This window comes from Duganella sp. HH101 (assembly GCF_001758795.1).
GTDB lineage: Bacteria > Pseudomonadota > Gammaproteobacteria > Burkholderiales > Burkholderiaceae_D > Rugamonas > Rugamonas rivuli.
Window position 1 is genome coordinate 254,629 of record NZ_LRON01000002.1, and the last position, 22,992, is coordinate 277,620.

20 protein-coding genes, 1 tRNA gene and 1 pseudogene are annotated in these 22,992 nt (G+C 62.6%); 14 read left to right on the forward strand and 8 right to left on the reverse strand.

What is annotated here, in order from left to right:
• Window positions 1-115: 115 nt before the first annotated feature.
• Entirely contained in the window at window positions 116-2,491 is a 2,376-nt protein-coding gene (locus DUGA2_RS03940; RefSeq protein ID WP_070267307.1) for a DNA polymerase II, read from the forward strand.
• 12 nt (window positions 2,492-2,503) lie between these two features.
• Entirely contained in the window at window positions 2,504-3,301 is a 798-nt protein-coding gene (locus tag DUGA2_RS03945; protein WP_070267309.1) for an isocitrate lyase/phosphoenolpyruvate mutase family protein, read from the forward strand.
• Window positions 3,302-3,351: 50 nt separating this feature from the next.
• On the opposite strand, the gene DUGA2_RS03950 is transcribed toward DUGA2_RS03945, so the two are convergent.
• Window positions 3,352-3,768 carry a DoxX family protein gene (locus tag DUGA2_RS03950; RefSeq protein ID WP_070267311.1) on the reverse strand — a complete coding sequence of 139 codons (417 nt, stop codon included), beginning with the start codon at window positions 3,766-3,768 and terminating at the stop codon, window positions 3,352-3,354.
• Between the two features lie 24 nt (window positions 3,769-3,792).
• Window positions 3,793-4,608 carry a pirin family protein gene (locus tag DUGA2_RS03955; RefSeq protein WP_070267313.1) on the reverse strand — a complete coding sequence of 272 codons (816 nt, stop codon included), beginning with the start codon at window positions 4,606-4,608 and terminating at the stop codon, window positions 3,793-3,795.
• 102 nt (window positions 4,609-4,710) lie between these two features.
• On the opposite strand from DUGA2_RS03955, the gene DUGA2_RS03960 reads away from it, so the two are divergent.
• Window positions 4,711-5,601, forward strand: coding sequence for a LysR family transcriptional regulator (locus tag DUGA2_RS03960; protein WP_070267316.1), 891 nt, complete (start codon window positions 4,711-4,713; stop codon window positions 5,599-5,601).
• A gap of 476 nt (window positions 5,602-6,077) precedes the next feature.
• Window positions 6,078-6,827, forward strand: coding sequence for a PEP-CTERM sorting domain-containing protein (locus tag DUGA2_RS03965; RefSeq protein ID WP_070267319.1), 750 nt, complete (start codon window positions 6,078-6,080; stop codon window positions 6,825-6,827).
• Window positions 6,828-6,890: 63 nt separating this feature from the next.
• Here the strand turns inward: DUGA2_RS03965 and DUGA2_RS03970 are convergent, their stop codons facing one another.
• From DUGA2_RS03970 to DUGA2_RS03980, 3 genes are all read right to left on the reverse strand, one after another.
• The gene (locus DUGA2_RS03970; protein ID WP_070267322.1) at window positions 6,891-8,105 is read right to left on the reverse strand and encodes a TonB family protein; all 1,215 of its coding nucleotides are present in this window, start codon (window positions 8,103-8,105) and stop codon (window positions 6,891-6,893) included.
• A 250-nt stretch (window positions 8,106-8,355) separates the two neighbouring features.
• Window positions 8,356-9,630, reverse strand: a complete 1,275-nt coding sequence (locus tag DUGA2_RS03975; protein ID WP_071658847.1) for a C1 family peptidase — start codon at window positions 9,628-9,630, stop codon at window positions 8,356-8,358.
• A gap of 226 nt (window positions 9,631-9,856) precedes the next feature.
• A tRNA-Pro gene (locus tag DUGA2_RS03980) sits at window positions 9,857-9,933 on the reverse strand.
• A gap of 261 nt (window positions 9,934-10,194) precedes the next feature.
• On the opposite strand from DUGA2_RS03980, the gene DUGA2_RS03985 reads away from it, so the two are divergent.
• The 4 genes and pseudogenes from DUGA2_RS03985 to arsC all read left to right on the forward strand — a co-directional run.
• Window positions 10,195-12,510 carry a TonB-dependent receptor gene (locus DUGA2_RS03985; protein WP_229214579.1) on the forward strand — a complete coding sequence of 772 codons (2,316 nt, stop codon included), beginning with the start codon at window positions 10,195-10,197 and terminating at the stop codon, window positions 12,508-12,510.
• Between the two features lie 86 nt (window positions 12,511-12,596).
• Window positions 12,597-13,235 carry a hypothetical protein gene (locus DUGA2_RS03990; protein WP_070267328.1) on the forward strand — a complete coding sequence of 213 codons (639 nt, stop codon included), beginning with the start codon at window positions 12,597-12,599 and terminating at the stop codon, window positions 13,233-13,235.
• Window positions 13,236-13,300: 65 nt separating this feature from the next.
• Window positions 13,301-14,002, forward strand: coding sequence for a hypothetical protein (locus DUGA2_RS03995; RefSeq protein WP_141753185.1), 702 nt, complete (start codon window positions 13,301-13,303; stop codon window positions 14,000-14,002).
• A 66-nt stretch (window positions 14,003-14,068) separates the two neighbouring features.
• Window positions 14,069-14,413 (forward strand): annotated as a pseudogene (arsC, locus tag DUGA2_RS04000) (arsenate reductase (glutaredoxin)); the annotation flags it as partial.
• A 54-nt stretch (window positions 14,414-14,467) separates the two neighbouring features.
• On the opposite strand, the gene ispB reads toward arsC, so the two are convergent.
• On the reverse strand, window positions 14,468-15,457 hold the full coding sequence (gene ispB, locus DUGA2_RS04005; protein ID WP_070267332.1) for an octaprenyl diphosphate synthase: 990 nt from the start codon (window positions 15,455-15,457) through the stop codon (window positions 14,468-14,470).
• 283 nt (window positions 15,458-15,740) lie between these two features.
• On the opposite strand from ispB, the gene rplU reads away from it, so the two are divergent.
• From rplU to DUGA2_RS04035, 6 genes are all read left to right on the forward strand, one after another.
• Window positions 15,741-16,052 (forward strand): 50S ribosomal protein L21, encoded by a 312-nt coding sequence (gene rplU / locus DUGA2_RS04010; protein WP_008445658.1) that lies wholly within the window; start codon window positions 15,741-15,743, stop codon window positions 16,050-16,052.
• A gap of 39 nt (window positions 16,053-16,091) precedes the next feature.
• Window positions 16,092-16,349, forward strand: a complete 258-nt coding sequence (gene rpmA, locus DUGA2_RS04015; protein WP_008445659.1) for a 50S ribosomal protein L27 — start codon at window positions 16,092-16,094, stop codon at window positions 16,347-16,349.
• A 112-nt stretch (window positions 16,350-16,461) separates the two neighbouring features.
• A complete protein-coding gene (obgE, locus tag DUGA2_RS04020; protein ID WP_008445660.1) occupies window positions 16,462-17,571 on the forward strand; it encodes a GTPase ObgE in 1,110 nt (369 codons plus the stop codon).
• Window positions 17,572-17,740: 169 nt separating this feature from the next.
• Complete coding sequence (gene proB, locus DUGA2_RS04025) at window positions 17,741-18,859, forward strand: glutamate 5-kinase (protein ID WP_070267334.1); 1,119 nt, start codon at window positions 17,741-17,743, stop codon at window positions 18,857-18,859.
• A 97-nt stretch (window positions 18,860-18,956) separates the two neighbouring features.
• Window positions 18,957-20,138 (forward strand): hypothetical protein, encoded by a 1,182-nt coding sequence (locus DUGA2_RS04030; RefSeq protein ID WP_070267336.1) that lies wholly within the window; start codon window positions 18,957-18,959, stop codon window positions 20,136-20,138.
• A gap of 22 nt (window positions 20,139-20,160) precedes the next feature.
• Window positions 20,161-21,582 carry an MBOAT family protein gene (locus DUGA2_RS04035; RefSeq protein WP_070267338.1) on the forward strand — a complete coding sequence of 474 codons (1,422 nt, stop codon included), beginning with the start codon at window positions 20,161-20,163 and terminating at the stop codon, window positions 21,580-21,582.
• Here DUGA2_RS04035 and nth read toward each other — a convergent pair.
• Complete coding sequence (gene nth / locus DUGA2_RS04040) at window positions 21,579-22,226, reverse strand: endonuclease III (protein ID WP_070267340.1); 648 nt, start codon at window positions 22,224-22,226, stop codon at window positions 21,579-21,581. The two genes, DUGA2_RS04035 and nth, sit on opposite strands and share 4 nt — an antisense overlap.
• Window positions 22,223-22,921: an electron transport complex subunit RsxB gene (gene rsxB, locus DUGA2_RS04045; RefSeq protein WP_070267341.1), complete on the reverse strand. Its 699-nt coding sequence runs from the start codon at window positions 22,919-22,921 to the stop codon at window positions 22,223-22,225. Before rsxB ends, nth begins: the two co-directional genes overlap by 4 nt.
• Between the last annotated feature and the right edge of the window lie 71 nt (window positions 22,922-22,992).

The window sequence follows — 22,992 nt, forward strand, 5'->3', positions numbered from 1 at the left end:
CTGACATTCGGACACGAACTCTGCCGTAGCGGCCGCTACGGCAGAGTTCGTGTCCGAATGTCAGACTTGACCCCATTCATTTGTTGGCTGTATGTGCATACAGTATAATTCTGGCATGACGCATACCGCCCAAAACGGCTTTATCCTGACTCGCCACTGGCGAGACGCGGCCCATGGGACGGAGATCGAGTTCTGGCTGGCGACCGACGACGGCCCGAAAAAGATCCGCCTCACCGCGCAGACTTCGGTGGCTTTCGCCGAGGCGAAGCAGCGCGCGGCCATCGAGGCGCTGATCGGCGCTCAGCCCGGCTTCGAGTTGCGCGCCCTCGAACTGAAAACCTTTGAGCAGGAACCGGTGGTCGGCATCTATGCCTCCCGCTACAAGCAGCTCACGGCGCTGGAGCGCACCTTGCGCGAACACGGCATCAAGATGCTGGAGGCCGATATCCGTCCTCCAGAGCGCTATCTGATGGAGCGCTTCATCACCGCCGCCGTGCAGTTCGAAGGCGGCCAGACGCAGGGCGCCACCGTCATCCACAATTGCAAGCTCAAGCCCGCGCCCGAGTACCGCCCCAAGCTGAAGATGGTGTCGCTCGATATCGAAACCAGCGCCTTCGAGGATCTGTATTCGATCGCGCTGGAAGGCTGCGGCCAGCGCCAGGTCTATATGCTGGGCGAAGCGCCGGCCGCGTCGTCGCAGCAGATCGACTTCGACCTGGAATACTGCGCCACGCCGCGCCAGTTGATCGAGAAGCTCAACGCCTGGTTCGCGCGCCACGATCCCGATGTGCTGGTCGGCTGGAACGTGGTGCAGTTCGACCTGCGCGTGCTGCAAAAGAACGCCGACAAGTACAAGCTCCCGCTGGCGCTGGGCCGCGAAGGCAAGACCATCGAATGGCGCGAGCATCCCGGCCAGAAGGGCTATCTGTTTGCGCCCGTGGTCGGCCGCATCGTCCTCGACGGCATCGATGCGCTGAAGGCCGCGTCGTGGACCTTCCCGTCCTTCAGCCTGGAGAATGTGTCGCAAGCCATGCTGGGCGAGGGCAAGGACATCGGCGACGTCTACGACAAGATGGCCGAGATCGAACGCCGCTTCCACGAAGACAAGCCGGCGCTGGCCCACTACAACCTGAAGGACTGCGAGCTGGTCACGCGCATCTTCGACAAGGCCAACCTGCTGGCCTTCATGATCGAGCGCGCCACGGTCACGGGGCTGCAGGCCGACCACCTGGGCGGATCGATCGCCGCCTTCGGCCATCACTACCTGCCGCGCATGCACCGCGAGGGCTATGTGGCGCCCAGCGTCGGCGATGTCTCCGGCGGTGCGTCGCCGGGCGGCTTCGTCATGGAGTCCAAGCCGGGCCTGTACGACTCGGTCGTGGTGCTCGACTATAAAAGCCTGTATCCGTCCATCATCCGCACCTTCCTGGTCGACCCGGTCGGCCTGATCGAGGGCGAGGTGGCCGACGATCCGGCGGCCGTGGTGGAGGGCGTCAATGGCACCGTGTTCTCGCGCACCAGGCATTGCCTGCCCGAGATCACCACGCAAATCTGGAAGCAGCGCGACGCCGCCAAGCGCGCCAAGAACGAGCCCCTGTCGCAGGCCTTGAAGCTGCTGATGAACTCCTTCTGCGGCGTGCTGGGCGCGACCGAATGCCGTTTCTTCAATCCGCGCCTGGTCTCCTCGGTCACGCTGCGCGGCCACCAGATGATGAAGCAGACCCGCGAGCTGGTCGAGGCGGAAGGCTACGACGTGATTTACGGCGACACCGATTCCATCTTCATCTGGCTGAAAAAGGAATACGGCAATAGCGAGGCGCTGGCCATCGGCGAAGGCCTGGCCGTGAAGATCAACGACTGGTGGCGCACCATGCTGCGGGAAAAGCACGGCCTCGAATGCCATCTCGAAATCGAATTCGACACTCACTACCGCAAGTTCTTCATGCCGACCATACGCGGCACCGAGACGGGCAGCAAGAAGCGCTACGCCGGCCTGGCCGTCAACGCCAAGGGCGACGAGGAAGTGATCTATCGCGGCCTGGAAGTGGCGCGCAGCGATTGGACGCCGCTGGCGCAGCAGTTCCAGCAAGGTCTGTTCACGCGCATCTTCAAGGACCAGCCCTACCAGGATTTCGTGCGCGAGTACGCGCGGAAGACGCTGTCCGGCGACTACGACGAGCTGCTGGTGTACCGCAAGCGGCTGCGCCATCGGCTCGACGAATACAAGGTCAACGTGCCGCCGCAAGTGCGCGCCGCGCGTCTGGCCGATGAGTACAATCAGGCGCAGCGCCGTCCGCTGCGCTACCAGAACGGCGGCTGGATCAGCTACGTGATGACCACCAGCGGCCCGGAACCGACCGAGGTGGTACGCTCGCACATCGACTACGAGCACTACCTGAGCAAGCAACTGCAGCCGATCGCCGATTCGATACTGCTGCCGATGCACGACAGTTTTACCAGCCTCACCACCAAGCAAGCCAGCCTTTTCTAAAACGGAGATAGCATGAGCGATTTCAAGAAACTGCACGATGGAAGTAAACTGCTGCACCTGCCTAACGCCTGGGACGCCGGCAGCGCAAGGTTGTTCGAAAGCCTGGGCGCCCCGGCCATCGCCACCACCAGCGCTGGCGTGGCCTGGGCCGCCGGCTATGCCGACGGTGGCCAGATGCCGGCCGAGGTGGCGATCAACGTCGCCGCCAACATCGCCCGCGTGCTGACGGTGCCGCTGTCGGTGGATATCGAGAATGGCTATTCGGACGATGCCGACGCCGTCGCGCAAACCGTGCTGCGCCTGATCGATGTCGGCGTGGCCGGCATCAACCTGGAAGATGGCGGCGATGCGCCGCAGCTTCTGGCCGCGAAAATCACCGCCATCAAGAAGCTGGCGGCGCAGTCGGGCAAGGACATCTTCATCAACACCCGCACCGATGTGTATCTGCGGGGCCTGGCGCCCGAAGGCGAACGCGTGGCCGAAGTGCTGAAGCGCGCCGCGCTCTACAAGGAAGCCGGCGCCGACAGCCTGTTCGTGCCGGGCATCTGCAAGGTCGACGAGATCAAGGCGGTGGTGGCCGGAGCAGGCTTGCCGGTCAATGTGATGGATTGGCCGGGCGTGCCTTCGGCAGACGAACTGCATCAGCTGGGTGTGCGCCGCCTGAGCGCGGGCTCCGGTATTTCGCAAGCCTTGTGGGCGGTGGCCGGCGATATGGCCAGGGACTTCCTGGCCACCGGCAGCGCCGGTCCGCTGGTTGCGAAAGCCATGCCGTATGGCGAGCTGCAGAAGTTGTTTGTCCCAGCGCGCTGACGACGAAAAACGGCACCGCATGCGGTGCCGTTTTTTTATGACGCTTGAGCTTATGCCGGCTGACGATTGCCAGTGACGGCGCGGCGGTTGTCGAAGCTGTAGGCGCCGGCGCCAAAGGCCACCACTTGCAGCAGGCCGCCCGCCATCGCGATGTTTTTCAGCAGGTGGATCATCTGGTTCTGGTCGCCGATCGCGTGGTGGAAAGCCAGCGCGGTGACGATGGAGAACGCAGCCAGTCCGGCAGCCACCAGGCGGGTCTGGATGCCGAGCGCCAGCAGCAGGCCGCCGCCCAGTTCAACCGCGATGGCGACCGCCAGGCCGGCGGTGGCGAACGGCAGGCCGGAGGAGGCGATGTAGCCTATCGTCGCGGCCGGCGCCAGCAGTTTGCCGATGCCGCTCATGACGAAGATGGCTGCCATCAGTGCGCGGCCGATGGCGGGGATGATCGAAGTGTTAGCGTTGTTCATGGTCGTTCCTTTCAATGAGTTGGATTACATCAAATTTGCCGAGCGCAGTTGGGTGCCTATGCGCTCGATTTCTGTTTCGCCCTGCGCCAGCGCGGCCAGGCTGGTGTGCACCGAGTAGTAGCCTGTGACCAGTTCGTGCGGATGTTTGACCGCCGAGCCCAGCACGAATTCCGTCTCGCCTTCCGCGACGAAGTCGATGGCGCTTCCGCCTTCTTCGAACACCGCCACTTCGAGGCCGATCACCGCGTCTGCCACGCGCAGCGCGCCGGCGGCCACTGCCACCCATGCCACGTCGTGGCCGGCTGGCGGCTGGTAAGTCCAGCGCTCGCCGTCACGCAGTTTCACGTGCAGGTAGTTGATCGCAGCGCGCGGCTGGATCAGGCTGGCGGCGTCGCCGTAGCGGCCGATGATCACGCGTGCCGGGCCGCTGCTGGGCACTTGCTCCGCGGCCAGGTACTGGCTGTGCGCCGGGCCGTTTTCGTCTTCCGGCGGCAGCGCCAGCCACAGCTGGAAGCCGCGCACGCCATGGCCCTCGATGGGACCGCCGTCGTGCCAGACGCCGTTGCCGGCGCTCATCCACTCGACGCCGCCGGCGTGCAGCACGCCTTCGCTGCCGGTGGTTTCGCGGTAGGCCGTGGCGCCGTCCATCACCACGGTGACGGTGGCGATGCCGGAATGCGGATGCATGCCCATCTTGCCGCCACGGTTGGCTTCCATGCGGAAGCGATGGAGGAACACGAAGGGCTTGATCATCTGGCCGACATCGCCGGGGCTGACCAGGCGCGTGATCGGGCCGCGGGTATTGCCTTTGGTGCGGAATGCGATGTTGCGTGTTTTCATTTGCTTGCTCCTTGTTTGCAGTGCATGGAAGCCATCTTAGGCTCACGCTATCCATCTGAATAGCCTATATAATTGGATGGATAGTATCCAAGGAGTAGATACATGCTTGACGCCATGTCGATGGACCAGTTGCGCACCTTTATCGCCGCAGCTGACGAAGGGAGTTTTTCCGCCGCCGGACGCAAGCTGCGCCGGGCGCAGTCTGTGGTCAGCACCACGCTGGCCAACCTGGAGCTGCAGGTGGGTTTTGCGCTGTTCGAGCGCACCGGACGCTATCCTCGGTTGACGGAGGCGGGCAGGGCGCTGCTCGAACAGGCGCGCGCCGCCGTCGGCGGCATGGATGCGTTCAAGGCGAAGGCGCGCACGCTGGCCGAGGGGCTGGAGCCGGAGCTGGCGGTGGCGGTCGATGTGATGTTCCCGATCGCCACGCTGACGGCGGCGGTGCAGGCGTTCAAGGCGGCGTTTCCGACCACGCCGCTGAGGCTGTACGTGGAGGCGCTGGGCGCGGTGGTGCAGCCGCTGGTGGCGGGCCAGTGCCGGGTGGCGATCATCGGCTCGCTGCCGGAGATACCGCCCGGCTGCGCATCCGAATTCCTGCTCAGCGTGACGGCAGTGTGCGTGGCCGCGCCCGGCCATCCCTTGACGGCGGCCGGAGGCGCGATCCCGCAGGCGCAGGCCGCGCAGCATGTGCAGCTGGTGTTGACGGATCGTTCGGATTTGACGGCCGGCCGCAATTTCGGCGTGGTCGCGTCGCAGACCTGGCGGCTGGCCGATCTCGGCGCCAAGCATGCTTTCCTGCGCGCCGGGCTGGGCTGGGGCTACATGCCGTTGCACATGGTGGAGGAAGATCTGCGCACCGGCAAGCTGGTGCGCATCACTCTGGAGGCGCACGCGCCGCTGGGACCGGGCTTTTCGATGCACGCCATCCACCTGCGCGACCATCCGCCCGGGCCGGCCGGACGCTGGTTCGTCAACCAGCTGAAGCTAGGGTAGTTCGGCGTACTCTTTGGGCAGCTTGGCATACCCGGTGAAAATCGGTTGCGGCGGCCGGGCGACGGCGCCCCTGTATTTCCGGGCCATGTGGCTGTCCATATCGTTGGGGAAGGTGACGGAGACTTGTAGCAAAAAACAAACGTTTTCCTAACGGACGAAAAATGCTACGGACCAGGCCGTTTTGCTTGTCCGAACGGTCAAATTTGCTTGATGCTTAAAATATATCGTCATAGGGGAATTGCCGTTTGGCCGCGTCACTCTTACTTTTAGTTACAAGTTTCCATTGGGAATAGCGGTTGGTCATTGAGAAACTTGGTAACAATTTGCTTACAATTTAGTTGTGTGTGCTCTTTGACAGACGGGTTCGCCGATCACAGAATCGGCCTCACACCGGCTTAAGAAAACGATAATTTTTCTGTGTTTTCAGTCGCGTGGAGTTGGTGGTATCCCTCTAACCTGTCTGTAAAGGAAAACCCATGACTTTGAATAAAGCAATGATGGTATTGGCGCTGTCCCTGGCTGGCGGTACTGCCATGGCCGTGCCGCATTCGGCAACGGTTGATTTCTCCAAGGGGCAAGAAGGCTGGTGGGCCATGCAGCCCCTGAACGGTGTCGGCGGCTCCGGCATCGACCACAACATGGGCGTCGGCGCACCGGCGCTGCGCACCGTGATCGATAACTTCGGTGTGAGTTGGGGGACCCACAGCAACCAGGCCTTCCTCGGCGACTATACCAAGCTCCCGGGCGTCACCATCGGCCTGGATATCTCGGCGCAGCAGATCGACTTCTTCGGCCAGGAAGTCTCACGCGACCTCGTCGTCGAGCTGCGCGACTATGACAACAAGCCGGCCAACCTGCCGTACACCAGCGTGTTCTACAACCTCGGCAGTATCGATTCGACCAAGGGGTGGCAACATCTGTCGGTGACTATCGGTGACACCGGCTCGCTGGCGCTGCCTGCCGGATGGGGCGGCTACGGCGGTCCCGATGGGCAGGGGCCGACCTTGCCGTCCGGCCGCACCTTCGCCAGCGTGCTGGCCAGTGTGGATGAGATCGTGTTCACGACGCTGAAGCCGGGTTATGTCTTCGACTACGCCAGATACGACGTCGCCATCGACAACCTGTCGATCACGGCCGTGCCGGAACCGTCCACCTACGGCATGCTGATCGGCGGCCTGGGATTGGTCGGCTGGATGGCCCGCCGCAAATCGCGCCCGGCGGCGTAAGCCTGTTGCGTTGACCTCGGAGAGTGGGGCCCCGCCCTCCGATGCATGGGGTCATGGCCGTCGTCAGTCGATGGACCAGACATAGGTCAGCGTGGCCCAGGTCGGCTCGGCCTGGCTGTCGCCGCTGGCCGGTTTGAAGCGGCACTGCGACAGCGCCTTGCGCGCAGCCTTGTCCAGGTCGGAGGAGCCGCTCGACTTCTGTACCTTCGATTCGAGAACGCGGCCGTCGTTGCCCACCAGCAGAGCCAACAGTACCGAGCCGCTTTCGCCGTTGCGGTAGGCATTGATCGGGTAGGCGGGAGTAGGGCAGGCGCGCGCATCGACCAATACGGCGGGACGCAGCCCCTGGCTGGCGCTGCTGGCGCTGGCGCTGACGCTGGCGACCGGCGGCGCGCTCGCCCGGCTGGCTTCGGCCACGGACTTCGCTTCGCTGCGCGCCGGAACCGGGTCCGCCGGCCGCTCGGCTTCCTCGCGCGCACGGCTCGCCTCGGGCATGGCGGCCGACTTGGCGGCCTGGACCGGCGGCGCAGGTGCCGCAGCCGGCTTGGCTGCCTCGACAGGCTTGGCCGGCAAGGGCGGCTGTTTGGCATTGGATGCCAGGCCAGGCAAGTCCAGCTTGTGCAGGCCGAGGCCCATGCTTTTCAACATGGCTGTCAGGCGTTCGTATTCGGTGGTCTTGGCCGCCGGGGCAGGCGCTTTTGACGTTGCGGAAGGCTTCGCCAGTTCCGTCGCGACCGCTCCGATGCCGGACGGGGCGGCTGCCTGGGCGGCACTGCCGCCGACAGCCTTGCTTTTGGCTGCGCTGTTCGCTGCCGGTGCTCCGGTCTGCTGCTGCGGTTCGTCGTTGGGGGCGGTGGCGGCATCAGCGGAATAAACAACCGCCTGCTCAAGGCGCAGCATCGATTGATTGTCTTTCCAGACATACCAGAGCACTGCCATGATCGAGACCGTCAACAGACCGAGCACCGTAGCGATGATGCGGGCATGTCGGCCTTTCGCATGGTGGTGGATGCTGCGGAGGAATGCATCCGCCTTCTTCCGGACGGCGGGACGCTGTTCGCTGCGGATCTGCAAATCGTAGAGTTCCCGCTGATCCAAGTCGGACAGTACGCTGTACGCGGTGTTCAACCGCGCCATCATCTGCACGGCTGCCTGGTCGCCGACGTTCTTATCTGGGTGATGTTTCTGCGAGAGCGAACGATAGGCCGCGCGTATCACTTCGGGAGGAGCGTCGCGAGTGACGTTGAGACATTCGTAGTGGCTGGGAAATTTTGTCATCGGATAGAGCGAGTGTTATTGACCGCGACCTGGGCATGGAACTTGTCGACAGTGCAAGATACTATATTGAAATCAGGTTGCGCGAACGCATTCTCAGCAGTTGCCGGGAAAGAATGACCAAAAAACAACAAGTGTGTTGTGCCGGCGCCGCAGGCCGATGGGGAGGGACGGGGAAGGGGCGCCACCGGCTGGATCCAGGCCGGCGGCGGGTACGGCAGGGCGATGGCCACCTGCAGGCCAGAAACAGGTTTTAATCCAGTTGTGCCAGCGGGATCGATACGTTCTCTGCCTGGCTGTTCCTCAGGACTTCGCAGAAGTCGAACTTGGCGTTGACCTCTGTCCCGTCCTTTAGTTTTGCGGAAATACTGGCGTCATGCGTACAACCGTGACCCAGCCATTCTGAAATAAATATGCTGGAACCTTGTTCGGATTTTTTCGGATTCCTGAACGAAGGATGATGGAATGAGTATTCAACGGACTTAACCTGCGCCGCATCCTGCTTGCTTAAATTGAGCCAGATCGACCACTTTCTCACCGGCTTAACCACTCCCATGATTTCCGCTTTTCCAGAGGACTTTGGGGATATCCGCGTTCTGATCGATTGCACCAGCGATTGCTGCGAAATCTTCGCGACCGTGCCGGGAGCCATCAGTTTTACCGGTGGAACTTCGGTCGTATCGCTGAGCCAATCATGATCATTGACGTTCCAGCCTCCCTCCTCAGGGCCAAAGTCGACATAGGCTTGAAGATAGCGGTTTAGAAAGACGTTATAGTCCATCCACACTTTGCCATCTTCTCCCCATTCGCGGCCCCATGAGTTGAGGATGCGTATCGCTTTTGCATCATCGTCATATCCCACGATCAGTACCGCGTGAGCGCCGCAGCTCGTATCTTTGCCGCTGGCAACAGTGATCTTTCCTCCTTTCGGATGATCGAACTCGTCACACGCGTTGAAGCCCAGTATCACAGGAGTGCCGTCGGCGATGGCCTGTTTGATTTGCTGCAGGACCATGTTTTTGTCTGTCGAGAGGCGATAGGAGAAAGTGCTCTTGTTTTTTGCCAGGGACATCACGCTGCGCCAGTCGGGGCAGGTCGAATCTGAATAGGGGAGCTCATCCCATTTCACCGAACCCCTGGCTTTTAAAAACTGAAGCGCTTCATGAATATAGGTGCCGGCGTCGCATTTTTGATGGGTCAACGCGGCATAAATGAATGCCGGGCTTTGTTTGAAGTTGCCCACCCCTTTGCTGCGATCGCTTGCTTTGAAAATTCTATATGCCTTGGAATAACTTGCAGCAAAAGTTGTGCATGATCCCAATCCGCCTTGATGCGATGCTTCAGGAAACATTTGCTCCAAAGTCGCGGATGGCGGAAGCTTGCCACGGGTAGCCAAAGGTGTTTCTTCCAAAAGTTGATAGGCTTTGGGATCAAGCAGTAGCAAGCCCTTGGGGTTATTTTGCCCGTGAAGTTGTTGATGGACGGTACCTGAAAGCATGGCCATCAAGATAAGCATGTTTTTCATCATTATTTATCCAAAAATATGTTTTAAATATATATTCCGAAAAAGTATCAGGATGATTCAATTCAAGCCGCGTTAATTTTCCATTATTTTTTCTTGAGGATCCTATCGAAAACTCACTTTTTAAAAAAATATTAACAATTACTGATAAATTGGAAATGTTGCTGGCGCGCGGGGGCTTGGCGGTGGCTGTGGAGGAGGGCAAGGAAGAGGAGGGATTTGAAGCAGCTTGTGGTCGGGGTGAGAGGATTCGAACCTCCGGCCTCTGCGTCCCGAACGCAGCGCTCTACCAGGCTGAGCCACACCCCGATTACGTAATAATTACACCAGATTTCAACGCTGTTTTCAATCGGGCGCAAACTCCGGGCGGCCAAGCGATGTTCAGGCCGTTTGCGCCCCAAACCAGCCAATTTGTGACCAGATTCCAACGTTCAGCCCGGTAATGGCAAGTTTCTTGCTTTGCAAAAAGATCAAGATGGTTAATATGATTAATTATCGGAATATGCATCTTTTTGGGGCGTCGCCCTTACTGACATGGGAAGGTCTGGCATGAAGATACGGCAAAAGATTATGTGCAGTTCCGTCGCTGCGGCGATGGCGGTGTTGTCCGCTCCGGCTTGGGCGCAGGTCAAGCCGTCCGACGAGATCGAAGTGGTCAAGGTCACGGCGCAGAAGCGCAAGGAAGATCCGGCCAAGGTGGCGATGAGCATCACCGCCGTCACCGGCGCCCAGCTCCAGGCCGAGCACGTCAACGACTTCACCGACCTCACGCGCGTGGTGCCCAACATCTCCTTCACCGCCGCCAGCGGCAACGGCGGCGCCGGACCCGGCACCGAGAACATCGAGATCCGCGGCATCAGCTCGACGGCCGGCGCGGCCACCGTCGGCATCTACCTGGGCGACGTCTCCATCACGGTCGGCAACGTCTACACCATGGGCACGGTGGAGCCGAAGTTCTTCGACATCGACCGCGTCGAAGTGCTGCGCGGTCCGCAGGCCACTTTGTACGGCGCCAGTTCCATGGGCGGCACCATCAAGTTCGTGCCGAACGAGCCGGACCTGAAGGAGCGCGAATTCAGCACCTACGGCGAGCTGTCCAACACCAAGGGCGGCAGCGGCAACTACGCGGCCAATATGGTCGCCAACTTCCCGCTGATCCCGGACGAGCTGGCGCTGCGCATCGGTGTGCAGGCCCAGCACACGGGCGGCTACATCAACCAGGTCGACGGCGACGGCAATCGCCTGGCCAACAATATCAACAAGCTCAGCGACCAGGAAATGCGCGTGGCGCTGAAGTGGAAGCCGATCCGCTCGGTGACGGTCACGCCGTCGGTCTACTACCAGAAGGTCGATGCGAAGGATATCGCCGCCTTCAACCTGGACCGCCCCAACTACCAGGCGCAGAAGCAGGTGCGCGAACCGTCCAAGGATACGCTGCTGACGCCTAGCGTCACCGTCAACTGGGACCTGGGCGCGATGGACTTGACCTCGGCCACCAGCTACTTCGAGCGCAAGTTCGACCGCACGCAGAACGGCTCGGCCTACAACAGCTATTCGCTGTCGACCTTCCTGACCTCGACCGACGATGGCGGCAAGGCGCCGCCGGAGCTGATCGAGGCGATCGCCGGCCTGCCGTCGGCGGTCTACCTGAACAACCAGGTGCGCCAGGTGTCGCAGGAGTTCCGCCTGGCGTCGCGCCCTTATGACGCGGCGGTGTCGCCGTGGACCTGGCTGGCCGGCGCCTACTTCTCCAACCAGCACACCAACATCATCGAGAACGACCCGATCTTCGGCGTCACCGATACCTTCAAGCGCTTCGGCTTCGACATCGCCGATCCGGACCTGCTGCCCGACGCGCGGCCCGGCCAGTTCCCGAACGATAACTCGTTCGCCGGCGCCTTCCATTTCCGCGAGAAGCAGAGCTCGGTGTTCGGCGAGGTCAACTACTACTTCACGCCGACCGTGCACGCCACCGTGGGCGCGCGCTACCTGAAAGCCGATTCCACGCTGGACCAGCGCAACGGCAACTACCTGGCCGGCGCCGGCAACAACAGCAGCGCCAGTTCGTCGTCGAAGGCGTTCACGCCGAAGTATGCGCTGACGTGGGAAGTCAATCCGACCAACACCGTCTACACCAGCGTGGCCAAGGGCTTCCGCCTGGGCGGCAACAACATCTACGTGCCGCCGACCACCTGCGCGCAAGACCTGGAGGCGAACGGCCTGACCAAGGGCCCGGATTCGTATTCGGCCGACAGCCTGTGGAGCTACGAGGTGGGCAGCAAGTCGCGCTTCCTCAACAACCGCCTCACGGTCAACGCCGACGTGTTCTACGTGAAGTGGAAGAACATCCAGCAGGGCGTCTACCTGCCGACCTGCGCCTACACCTACAACGCCAACGCCGGCGACGCCACCAGCAAGGGCTTCGAGTTCGACATCAAGGCCAAGCCGCTGCCGGGCCTGACGCTGACGGCTTCGGCCGGCTACGTCAAGGCCGAGCTGTCGAACGACGAGGGTTCGCGCAACGGCGTGGTGGGCGCGGTGGCCGGCGCGCAAGTGCAGGGCGTGCCGAAATATAACGCCGCCTTCAACGCCACCTACAACTTCGCGGTGTTCGGCGACAAGAGCGCGTTCGTGATGGGCGGCATGCAGTGGGTGGGCGCCAGCAAGGGCTCGCTCAATCCGGCGCAGACCGACTACGAGCGGCCGGCCTATCACACCGCCGACTTCAGCGCCGGCATGGCCTTCGACCGCTACAACGTCAGCGTGTTCGTCAAGAACGCCTTCGACAATGACACGGTGATCCAGCATCCGCAGGTGGCGTCCATCGTGCAGGGCTACCGGCTGGCGCCGCGCAGCATCGGCGTCAGCGTGGCGGCGAAGTTCTGAACCGCGGCGCACGGTTGCAGCATGGTATTTTCACAAGATTTCTTTTGTGATACTGTTAACTTCTTAATAAAATTCAGGAGTTGATAATGCATGTGATTTCAAAATTGATCGTCGGCGCGCTGGCCGTTGCGGCCTCGTTTGGGGTGCAGGCGGCGTCCTACTATGGCGAGGTGCCCACCAACGTCGCCTTGCGGGCGGGCGACTTCAGCGAGTCGGGCGGCGAGTATTGCCTGATCCAGCAGGGTGACGGCAATCTGGTGGTGTACAAGCGTCCGCGCAGCAACACCTGCACCGGCGGCACGCCGATCTGGGCCAGCTATTCCAACGGCGCCACCCAGACCATCATGCAGGGCGATGGCAATCTGGTGCAATATGACGATAACTACAACGTGAAGTGGGCAAGCAACACCGGCGGCCGTCCTGCGGGCGACTATCGCGCCGGTGTGAACGCCACGACGGGCAGCCTGGAAATCACGTTGTGGAAGGGCAGCTCCGGTCAAACCATCTGGTCGACGCCGAAGGATCCCAATCCTACGCCGACCACGCCGACCAACCCGCCGGGCGGCCCGACCTGCCCGGGTGGCGGTACGCCGCACCAGTATGTGGTGTGCGTGGGCGCGGGCAGCATGTCCCAGTTCAACTACACCTTCCCGGCGTGCAGCCAACAGCAGGCGCAGTTGCTGGCGCTGCAGAATCACTGGGGTTGGGGCGGCTGCCGCTTCTAATGCCGGCCTGAGTTGACACGACGCTGCCGCTTCCTGCCGGCGGCGTTTTTTTATTGAATGAGCGTATGAAATCCCTATTGCTGCTCGGTCTGCTTGCCGGACTTGCTTACTTCTTCTGGCCGGTTGCCGAGCACCCGGCGCCGGCTGTGCCGCCGATGGCGCAACGCGCCGTTGCCGCGGCGGCGCAGCCGTCCGCCAGCGCCGCCACGGCGCAGGCGGCCGCTGGCGCCAGGGGCTGGGGACTTTCGCCGTTTGGCCGTGGAACGCCTGCCGAGGTCGATCGCGCCGCCTTGCGCGACGAGCGCAAGGCGCGGATGAAGCTGGGAGGCTATTTCACGCCGGAAGAGTATTTCTCGCTGCCGCTGACCGAGCTCAAGCGGCGAGCCCAGCGGGGCGACCTGTATGCCACGCTGCAATTGGCGCAGCAGTTTTACTATGAGGCCGACACGTTGCCGGACGACGCCGGCCTGGAGGCCGGCGTCGATGCCAGGGCGCGGGGCCGGCAGTATTTTGCCGACGCCGCCGTGGCGGGCCACATCCAGATCATTGCCGTGTTGGTGCAACTATATGAGGCGGAGGGCGATGGCGCCAACGCCTATGCATGGGAACTGTTTGCCCGGCAGATGGGGATGAAGGTGGCGGGGGAGCGCGATGCGGGCAAGCTCAGCGCCGAGGCGCGCACGCAAGCGCAGCAATTGGCGGCCAAGCTGTATGCCAAGGCCATGCAGCCGCTCGAGCCCGGCATCCACCCGGTCGGCGGACAATAGGCCGTCAGCGGGAACCTCCGGGTTTCAGCGATAATGCCGGCTTTGAATTCACGCAAGGGCAGCCTCATGACCATCACGATTTATCACAACAACGCCTGCGGCACATCACGCAAGACGCTGGAGGCGATACGCGCCACCGGCGTCGAGCCGGAGATCGTCGACTACGTCAGGAACCCGCCGTCGCGCGCGGCGCTGAAGGCGATGATCGCCAAGGCAGGCCTGAGCACGCGCGCGGCGATGCGCGACAAGGGCGATCTGTACGAAGAGCTGGGCCTGGCCGACGCGGCGCTGTCGGACGATGCGCTGCTGGACGCGATGATGGCCCACCCCATCCTGATCAACCGCCCGTTCGTGGTCACGGACAAGGGCGTGCGCCTGTGCCGCCCATCCGAGCTGGTGCTGGAACTGCTGTAAGGCCGCCGCCATCGCGGCCATAAAAAACGGCGCCCGGGGCGCCGTGGTCGTTTAGTGCGTGCGGTGGACCGAGAAGTGGGCCAGCTGCAGCAGCGATTCCTTGTAGACGCTGTCGGGCAGGTCGGCGATCGCGGCGGCCGCGCGTTCGGCCGCCGTCACCGCCTGCTGGCGCGTGTAGTCCAGCGCGCCGCTGGTGGTGATCGCCGCCAGGATGGTGTCGAAGTGCTGCTCGTCGCCTTGCTCGATGCAGCTGCGCACCAGCTCGCGCTGCTCCGGCGTGCCGTTTTCCATCAGGTAGATCAGCGGCAGCGTCGGCTTGCCTTCGCGCAGGTCGTCGCCGACGTTCTTGCCGATTTCATTGGCGTCGCCGGCATAGTCCAGCACGTCGTCGATCAGCTGGAAGGCCGTGCCCAGCGAACGGCCGTATTCGCCCGCCGCTTCGATTTGCTGGTCGTTGCAGCCGGAAATCAGCGCCCCCAGCTCGGCCGCCGCTTCGAACAGCTTGGCGGTCTTGGAGCGGATCACCTGCAGATAGCGTTCCTGGCTGACGTCCGGGTCGTGCATGTTCAGCAACTGCAGCACTTCGCCTTCGGCGATGACGTTGGTGGCGTCCGACAGGATCTGCATCACGCGCATATTGTTCAGGCCGACCATCATCTGGAAGGCGCGCGAGTACAGGAAGTCGCCCACCAGCACCGAGGCGGCATTGCCGAACAGCGCGTTGGCGGTGGCGCGGCCGCGGCGCAGCGACGATTCGTCGACCACGTCGTCATGCAGCAGCGTTGCGGTGTGGATGAATTCGACCACAGCCGCCAGCTCGTGGTGCGCGCTGCCCTTGTAGGCATAGGCGTTGGCCACCAGCAGCACCAGTACGGGACGGATGCGTTTGCCCCCGGCGCTGATGATGTATTCAGCAATCTGGTTGACCAGGCTGACCTCGGAATGCAGTTTCTGGCGGATCACCGTGTTGACCGCGTCCATGTCGGCGGCGATCGTGTGGGCGATATTGTTTTGGGTGGCGTTTTGGGTAGCGGCAGACAAGGCGAACCTGTGCGGTAGACTATTGGTGCCGAGATTATACGTCATGCCCCCGCCTACAGGGGCTGCCTCCCCCATCCGGAGCAACATGTTTGCCAAATATGTAAGGTGAAGGCGACAGCAAGATAGTCGACATACCACGCCCGTCGGCATTTGTGAATAGTTTTTGACGCGAAATCCCATCCCATGTATAATCAGCGGTTCCCCGGTTTCCATGCCTGCCCCGCAAGGGTGTTGCAAGGATATCGGACGAAATTTTCTTAAACATTTGATGAGGTTTCAAATCATGTACGCGGTCATAAAAACCGGTGGCAAACAATACAAAGTTGTCGCTGGCGAAAAACTTAAAGTAGAACAGATACCGGCAGACATTGGTTCCGAACTCACCATCGATCAGGTCCTCGCCGTTGGCGAAGGCGAGAGCATCAAATTTGGTGCTCCTCTGGTTGAGGGTGCAAAGGTACTGGTTACTGTTGTGGCACACGGTCGTCACGATAAAGTGAAGATTTTCAAGATGCGTCGTCGTAAGCACTACCAGAAGCATCAAGGCCATCGCCAAAATTACACCGAAATCCAAATCGTATCGATCAACGGCTAATCGCCGTTTGCCCGAGAATTAGTATCCAAGGAGTCTTAAATGGCACACAAAAAAGGCGGCGGCACAACGCGAAATGGTCGTGACTCAGAATCAAAACGCCTGGGCGTTAAGGTTTACGGCGGTCAATCGATCAATGCTGGTGGCATCATCATTCGTCAACGCGGCACGCCAGTGCGCGCCGGCGAAGGTGTTGGCATGGGCAAAGACCACACCCTGTTCGCTCTGGTGGACGGCAAGGTCAAGTTCGTAGTCAAGGGCGAAGGTTCGAAGCAATTCGTGACCGTCGTTCCAGCGTAAATAACGCTACCAGCCCGGTGCGCTAGCCGCACGGGCTGTTTTGTAAGGCGCAAGCCTTCAATCGAAAGGCTCTGCCCACGGTAGGGCCTTTTTAGTTTTATGGCGGTACATCATGAAGTTTATCGACGAAGCAAAAATTGAAGTAATCGGTGGTGACGGCGGCAATGGTTGCGCCTCGTTTTGCCGTGAAAAATTCCGCCCGTTCGGCGGCCCTGACGGCGGCGACGGCGGCAAGGGTGGCTCGATCTGGGCTGTAGCGGACCGTAACATCAATACCTTGGTCGATTTCCGCTTCTCCAAAGTGCACCGCGGTAAAGACGGCGAATCCGGCCGTGGCGCCGATTGCTACGGCAAGGGCGCTGACGACATCCATCTGCGCATGCCGGTCGGCACGCTGATCATCGATGACCTGTCCGGCGAAATCCTGGCCGATCTGACCGAACACGGCCAGATGGAACTGCTGGCCAAGGGCGGCGAGGGCGGCTGGGGCAACATCCACTTCAAGACCTCGACCAACCGCGCCCCGCGTCAAAAGACCGAAGGCAAGGAAGGCGAACGCCGCGACATCCGCCTGGAACTGAAGGTGCTGGCCGACGTCGGCCTGCTGGGCATGCCGAACGCCGGCAAGTCGACCTTTATTTCGGCCGTGTCGAATGCGCGTCCAAAAATTGCCGACTACCCGTTCACGACGCTGCACCCCAACCTGGGCGTGGTCCGCGTGTCGCACGAGAAGAGCTTTGTGATCGCCGATATTCCCGGCTTGATCGAAGGCGCTTCCGAAGGCGCCGGCCTGGGCCACCAGTTCCTGCGCCACCTGCAGCGCACCGGCCTGCTGTTGCACATCGTCGACCTGGCGCCGTTCGAGACCGACGTCGATCCGGTCAAGGAAGCCAAGGCCCTGGTCAACGAACTGAAAAAATACGACGAAGCCCTGGTCGACAAGCCGCGCTGGCTGGTGTTGAACAAGCTGGACATGGTGCCGGAAGCGGAGCGCGTCAAGCGCGTCAAGGACTTCATCAAGAAGTTCGGCTTCAAGGGCCCGGTGTTCGAGATCTCCGCGCTGAGCCACGACGGCACGCAGGAGCTGGTCAACGCCATCCAGAAACACCTGGAAGCGAAGCGCCACACCGAGCAGCGCGCGGAAGAAACCCAGATGACGGAAGAGGCGCGCGGCATCTCGTCCATCGATCCGGACGATCCGCGTTTCAAAATCCTCGACTAATCCTCTGCATCACCGGCATAATCAGTTATCAGCTGATTATGCCTTTCCATCTCGGCGCCCGTCCTGCCACAGCAGGGCCGGCGACTGTTAGCGGCAAAGCAGGGCAATCCGCCCGCCAAATCACAGCACTGAACCCCATCATCCGCTTGTTTGGAGAGTTGTCGCACCCATGAATTCCGTCATACAAAAAGCTACCCGCATCATCATCAAGGTCGGTTCCTCGCTCGTCACCAACGACGGCCGCGGCCTGGACCACGCCGCCATCGCGCGCTGGGCGTCACAGATCGCCGGCCTGCGGGCCCTGGGCAAGGAAGTCGTGCTGGTATCGTCCGGCGCCATCGCCGAGGGCATGCTGCGCCTGGGCTTCGAGCGGCGCCCCACCGACATCCACGAACTGCAGGCCTGCGCCGCCGTCGGCCAGATGGGCCTGGCGCAGATCTACGAGACCAGCTTCCGCGCCCACCAGCTGGGCACGGCGCAAGTGCTGCTGACCCACGCCGACCTGGCCGACCGCGAACGCTACCTGAACGCGCGCTCGACGCTGACCACCTTGCTGCGCCTGGGCGTGGTCCCCATCATCAACGAGAACGACACCGTCGTCACCGATGAAATCAAGTTCGGCGACAACGACACGCTGGGCGCGCTGGTGGCCAACCTGATCGAGGCCGACGCGCTGATCATCCTGACCGACCAGCAGGGCCTGTACAGCGCCGATCCGCGCAAGGATCCATCGGCGACGCTGATCCAGCAAGGCCGCGCCGGCGATCTGGCGCTGGAGGCGATGGCAGGCGGCGCGGGCAGCAGCCTGGGGCGCGGCGGCATGCTGACCAAGATCCTGGCGGCCAAGCGCGCCGCCAAGTCGGGCGCGCACACCGTGATTGCGTATGGCCGCGAGAACAATGTGCTGGAGCGGCTGGCGAGCGGCGAGGCGATCGGCACCGAGCTGGCGGCGCAGACCGGCCACCTGACGGCGCGCAAGCAGTGGATGGCCGATCACCTGCACACGGCGGGCCAGGTGGTGCTGGACGCCGGTGCGGTGCAAAAGCTGAGCAAGGAAGGCAAGTCGCTGCTGCCGATCGGCGTGGTCGATGTGAAGGGCGAGTTCGGACGCGGCGCCGTCATCACCTGCGTCAGCGCCGACGGCGTGCCGGTGGCGCGCGGGCTGTCCAACTACACCAGCGCCGAAACGCGCCGCATCATGCGCAAGCCGTCCAGCGAAATCGAATCCATCCTGGGCTTCGTCGAAGGCCAGGAGCTGATCCACCGCGACAACCTAGTGCTGGTGTAGTCCTGCCGCAGCCGGGGCGCGCGGTTGATGGGGCATTGCATATCTGCTACCATGCGCAACCGATATGTAAGACCCAGTCAAAAAAGTACCCCGCCTTATGAGTTCATCGCCTCTTGCGCAGACCGCCGCCACCGCGGCGGCCGCGCGCCCGGCCCGGCCGCGCCGGCTGCGCCCGTTCCGCGTGCTGTTCGTGCTGCTGATCTTCGCCGTCAGCCTGATCCCCGCCATCGCCACCATCGAGAACGGCGCGCAAAGCGCGCCCGACCTGCTGGAGATGCGTCCGCTGGCGCCATTGCCGACCCACTGGGAAGGCCGCTGGTACGACTTCGACAAGAATTACCGCAATTTCGAAAAAGGCTATTCGGACCACCTGGGCTTGCGCAGCCTGATGATACGCACCAAGAACGAACTGGACCTGCGCCTGTTCCACACCTCGCGTCGCGTCTACTTTGGCAAACAGGGCGAGATGTACGGCCACAGCATTTCCGACATCGAGCTGCCGGCCACTGAAAGCCTGCTGGCGGTGCCGGCCAACGCCGAGCTGGTGTATCAAGGCATGGCCAAGGTGGCGGCGCGGCTGAAGGCGCAGGGCACGACGATGATACTGATGACGCCGATGAGCAAGCAGTATTTCACGCAGGACCGCATTCCCTTCTTCCTGCCGCGCATCCAGCAGCCATCGCACTTCATGCAGCTGTACCACCGCTTCGAGCAGAACCCGGAATTCCATTTCGTCGACGTCTACGGCATCCTGGCCGCGTCGCAGGGCAAGTTCCCCATCTTCTACCGCCAGGATTTCCACTGGACCGACCTGGTGGCGCTGAAGGTGGCGGAGCAAGCGACCAACCGCATCGCCAGCCTGGAAGGACAGGGGCCGGCCTGGCGCCACGAGCTGGCCTACCACAGCGAGGCCTTCGACGGTTCGGAATCGCGCTTTGCCGCCTTGCTCAGCAACGATGTGCAGATGGAGCCGCAACTGACCAAGACCTGGCAGGACGTGCACCAGGTGCAGGCCATGGATGTCCGCAAGACCGGCTTCGAGTACATCACCGACACCGTGAGCGGGCGCGGCCTGCTGCCGGCCACCTGCCTGTATGGCAATAGCTTCAGCGACGGCATGGCGCGCGCAGGCCTGGCCGACCACTTCGAGCAGTTCCTGCGCCTCGACCGCGGCATGCCGCTCAGGGACGTGCCGCCGCTGATACGCGGCCGCTGCAAGTACCTGATTGTGCAGGTGCTGGACAGCTCGGCAGGCGCCTGGATCGGCCTGGCTGAATAATCGCTTAACACTGGATACTCCCATGGTCTTTTCGTCGCCAGGATTCTTGTTCCTGTTCTTCCCCTGTTTCTTCGCCCTGTACTGCCTGCTGCCCCGCTTGTGGCGCAACGGTTTCATCCTGCTGGCCAGCATGGCCTTCTACCTGCTGGGCGCGGGTGCGCTGACCGTGGTCGCGCTGGTGCTGCTGATGGCCAACTGGCTGCTGGCGGGCCTGATCGGCCGCCTGCGCCGCGACGATGCGCGGCTGCCGCAGGCGCGGCTGGCCATGGCGCTGGCGCTGGTGCTCAACCTGACGCCGCTGATCGCCTATAAATACCTGGGTTTCCTGGCGCAACTGCTGGCCGACGCCGGCGGCGCCCAACTGCTGGACCATGTCGCCCGGCTGGGCCTGGTGCTGCCGCTGGGGATTTCGTTCTATGTGTTCCACTTCCTGTCCTACCAGGCCGACGTCTACGCGCGCCGCATCCAGCCTGAGCGCAGCCTGCACAAGTTCGCGATCTACATCTTTCTGTTCCCGCACCTGATCGCGGGACCGGTGGTGCGCTTTGCCGAAGTGAAGGAACAGCTCGACGTCAAACGCCGCGCGCTGGTCGGCAGCGACGTGTTCTGGGGCTTGAACCTGTTCATCATCGGCCTGTCGAAGAAGCTGCTGATCGCCGACCCGCTGGGCGCCGTGGTCGACCTGATGCACCGGCCCGACGTCGCGCTGAGCACCTACTCGGCCTGGCTGGGGGCGTTCTGCTACGCGTTCCAGATCTATTTCGATTTCTCCGGCTACACCGACATGGCGATCGGCATGGCGCGCATGATGGGCTTCCGCTTCCCGCGCAACTTCAACCGTCCGTACGCGGCCACCAGCGTCACCGAATTCTGGCAGCGCTGGCACATGACGCTGTCGCGTTTCTTCCGCGACTACGTCTACATTCCGCTGGGCGGCAACCGCACCAGCACCTTCAAGACTTACCGTAATCTGTTCATCGTGTTCGGCCTGTGCGCGCTGTGGCACGGCGCCGCCTACACCTTCCTGGTGTGGGGCATGGGCCACGGCGTGCTGATCGCGCTGGAGCGCGCGGGCGTGCTGAACACGGCCAAGTGGCGCCTGGGCAGCCTGCCGGTGTTCCTGTGCGCGACGGTGTTGTGGGTGCCGTTCCGCGCCGACAGCATGGCGCAGAGCAGCAAGCTGCTGCGCGTGATGTTCGGCCAGGAGCCGTCGGCGCCGCTGTGGAACAGCGCCAATGTGATGCTGGCCGATCCCAAGGTGATTTTCCTGCTGCTGCTGTCGGCCGTGATCTGCCTGGCGGGCGACAAGCTGTTCTACCGCTTGCGCAATATGAGCTTCCGCCGTCCCGGCCTGGTCGGCGTCTACAGCGTGCTGCTGTACCTGCTGTCCTGCCTGTCGGTGGTGGAGGGCGGCTTCAACCCCTTCATCTACTTCCAGTTCTAGAGATGGTCCGGCGCCGGGGTCTTGCCGCGGTAGTCGCACAGGTCGAGCTGCATGCAGTTCCAGCATTCCGGCTTGCGCGCCTTGCAGGTGTAGCGGCCGTGCAGGATCAGCCAGTGGTGCGCATCCTGCAAAAATTCCTTCGGCACGAATTTCAACAGCTTCTGTTCGACGATGTCGACATTCTTGCCCGGCGCCAGGCCGGTGCGGTTGGAGACGCGGAAGATGTGCGTGTCCACGGCCATCGTCGGTTCGCCGAAGGCCGTGTTCATCACCACGTTGGCGGTCTTGCGGCCCACACCCGGCAAGGCTTCCAGTGATGCGCGGTCGCGCGGCACTTCGCCGCCGTGCAGCTCCACCAGCATGCGGCAGGTCGAGATGACGTTCTTGGCCTTGGTCTTGTACAGGCCGATGGTCTGGATGTAGGTCTTCAATTCTTCCTCGCCCAGATCCAGCATGGCCTGCGGCGTGTTCGCCACCGGGTACAGCTTGCGCGTGGCCTTGTTGACGCCGACGTCGGTGGCCTGCGCCGACAGCAGCACGGCGATCAGCAGTTCGAAGGGCGACGTGTATTCAAGTTCGGTTTCTGGCTTGGGATTGGCGGCGCGGAAGCGCTCGAACATGGCTTGGCGTTTGGCTGGATTCATTCTTTTTGATTGTCGGCGGAATCCGCTTGCGCGGCTTCCTTTTTCAGGCGGGCGCGTTCCATCGCGGCGGCGATGATGGCGCGCTTGCGTTCCTTCTCGGCTTCGCCGGCGGCGTCGGCCGGATCGAGCGCGTGCACCGCCGCCATCTTGGCCTGGGCCTTGGCGGCCAGGCGGGCGTCGTTTTCCTGCTGCTCGCGGCGCAGGCGCATGGCGCGGAAGTCGTGGCGTTCGCGCGCGGCGTCGGCGTCGGCCTGGCGCCAGGCGTCCCAGCCGGTGGTCTCGGTGGCGGGGTACATGACGATGCAGTCGACCGGGCAGGGGGCGACGCACAGGTCGCAGCCGGTGCACAGCGCCGGCGCCACGGTGTGCATCAGCTTGGCCGCGCCGACGATGGCGTCCACCGGGCAGGCCTGGATGCACAGCGTGCAGCCTATGCACAGCGAGGCGTCGATGTAGGCGACCGCGCGCGGGCGCTCCAGGCCGTTGACCGGGTTCAGCGGGATGACCGGATGGCCGGTGACGGACGACAGCCTGGCGATGCCTTCCGCGCCGCCTGGCGGGCACTGGTTGATCGGGGCGGCGCCGGCGGCGATCGCTTCGGCATACGGCCGGCAGCCGTCATAGCCGCACTTGGTGCATTGCGTTTGCGGCAGGACGTCTTCGATGCGGTCGGCGAGTGAGGGGGAGGTCGGCACGGCGGAAGTGATGGCGATAAAGCGCCATTATCCAATAAAAAAGCCCGTGTGGCTTGGCGGCGTTGTCGAAC

What these genes read in the sequence shown, in the direction of transcription:
- DUGA2_RS03965 (WP_070267319.1), top strand. Translation starts at nt 6,078, where the DNA reads ATGACTTTGAATAAAGCAATGATGGTATTGGCGCTGTCCCTGGCTGGC.
- DUGA2_RS03950 (WP_070267311.1), bottom strand. Translation starts at nt 3,768, where the DNA reads ATGAACAACGCTAACACTTCGATCATCCCCGCCATCGGCCGCGCACTG.
- DUGA2_RS03985 (WP_229214579.1), top strand. Translation starts at nt 10,195, where the DNA reads ATGTGCAGTTCCGTCGCTGCGGCGATGGCGGTGTTGTCCGCTCCGGCT.
- DUGA2_RS03990 (WP_070267328.1), top strand. Translation starts at nt 12,597, where the DNA reads ATGCATGTGATTTCAAAATTGATCGTCGGCGCGCTGGCCGTTGCGGCC.
- obgE (WP_008445660.1), top strand. Translation starts at nt 16,462, where the DNA reads ATGAAGTTTATCGACGAAGCAAAAATTGAAGTAATCGGTGGTGACGGC.
- DUGA2_RS03960 (WP_070267316.1), top strand. Translation starts at nt 4,711, where the DNA reads ATGCTTGACGCCATGTCGATGGACCAGTTGCGCACCTTTATCGCCGCA.
- DUGA2_RS03945 (WP_070267309.1), top strand. Translation starts at nt 2,504, where the DNA reads ATGAGCGATTTCAAGAAACTGCACGATGGAAGTAAACTGCTGCACCTG.
- DUGA2_RS03955 (WP_070267313.1), bottom strand. Translation starts at nt 4,608, where the DNA reads ATGAAAACACGCAACATCGCATTCCGCACCAAAGGCAATACCCGCGGC.
- DUGA2_RS03975 (WP_071658847.1), bottom strand. Translation starts at nt 9,630, where the DNA reads ATGATGAAAAACATGCTTATCTTGATGGCCATGCTTTCAGGTACCGTC.
- rplU (WP_008445658.1), top strand. Translation starts at nt 15,741, where the DNA reads ATGTACGCGGTCATAAAAACCGGTGGCAAACAATACAAAGTTGTCGCT.
- DUGA2_RS03995 (WP_141753185.1), top strand. Translation starts at nt 13,301, where the DNA reads ATGAAATCCCTATTGCTGCTCGGTCTGCTTGCCGGACTTGCTTACTTC.
- DUGA2_RS03970 (WP_070267322.1), bottom strand. Translation starts at nt 8,105, where the DNA reads ATGACAAAATTTCCCAGCCACTACGAATGTCTCAACGTCACTCGCGAC.
- DUGA2_RS04035 (WP_070267338.1), top strand. Translation starts at nt 20,161, where the DNA reads ATGGTCTTTTCGTCGCCAGGATTCTTGTTCCTGTTCTTCCCCTGTTTC.
- DUGA2_RS04030 (WP_070267336.1), top strand. Translation starts at nt 18,957, where the DNA reads ATGAGTTCATCGCCTCTTGCGCAGACCGCCGCCACCGCGGCGGCCGCG.
- DUGA2_RS03940 (WP_070267307.1), top strand. Translation starts at nt 116, where the DNA reads ATGACGCATACCGCCCAAAACGGCTTTATCCTGACTCGCCACTGGCGA.
- rpmA (WP_008445659.1), top strand. Translation starts at nt 16,092, where the DNA reads ATGGCACACAAAAAAGGCGGCGGCACAACGCGAAATGGTCGTGACTCA.
- nth (WP_070267340.1), bottom strand. Translation starts at nt 22,226, where the DNA reads ATGAATCCAGCCAAACGCCAAGCCATGTTCGAGCGCTTCCGCGCCGCC.
- proB (WP_070267334.1), top strand. Translation starts at nt 17,741, where the DNA reads ATGAATTCCGTCATACAAAAAGCTACCCGCATCATCATCAAGGTCGGT.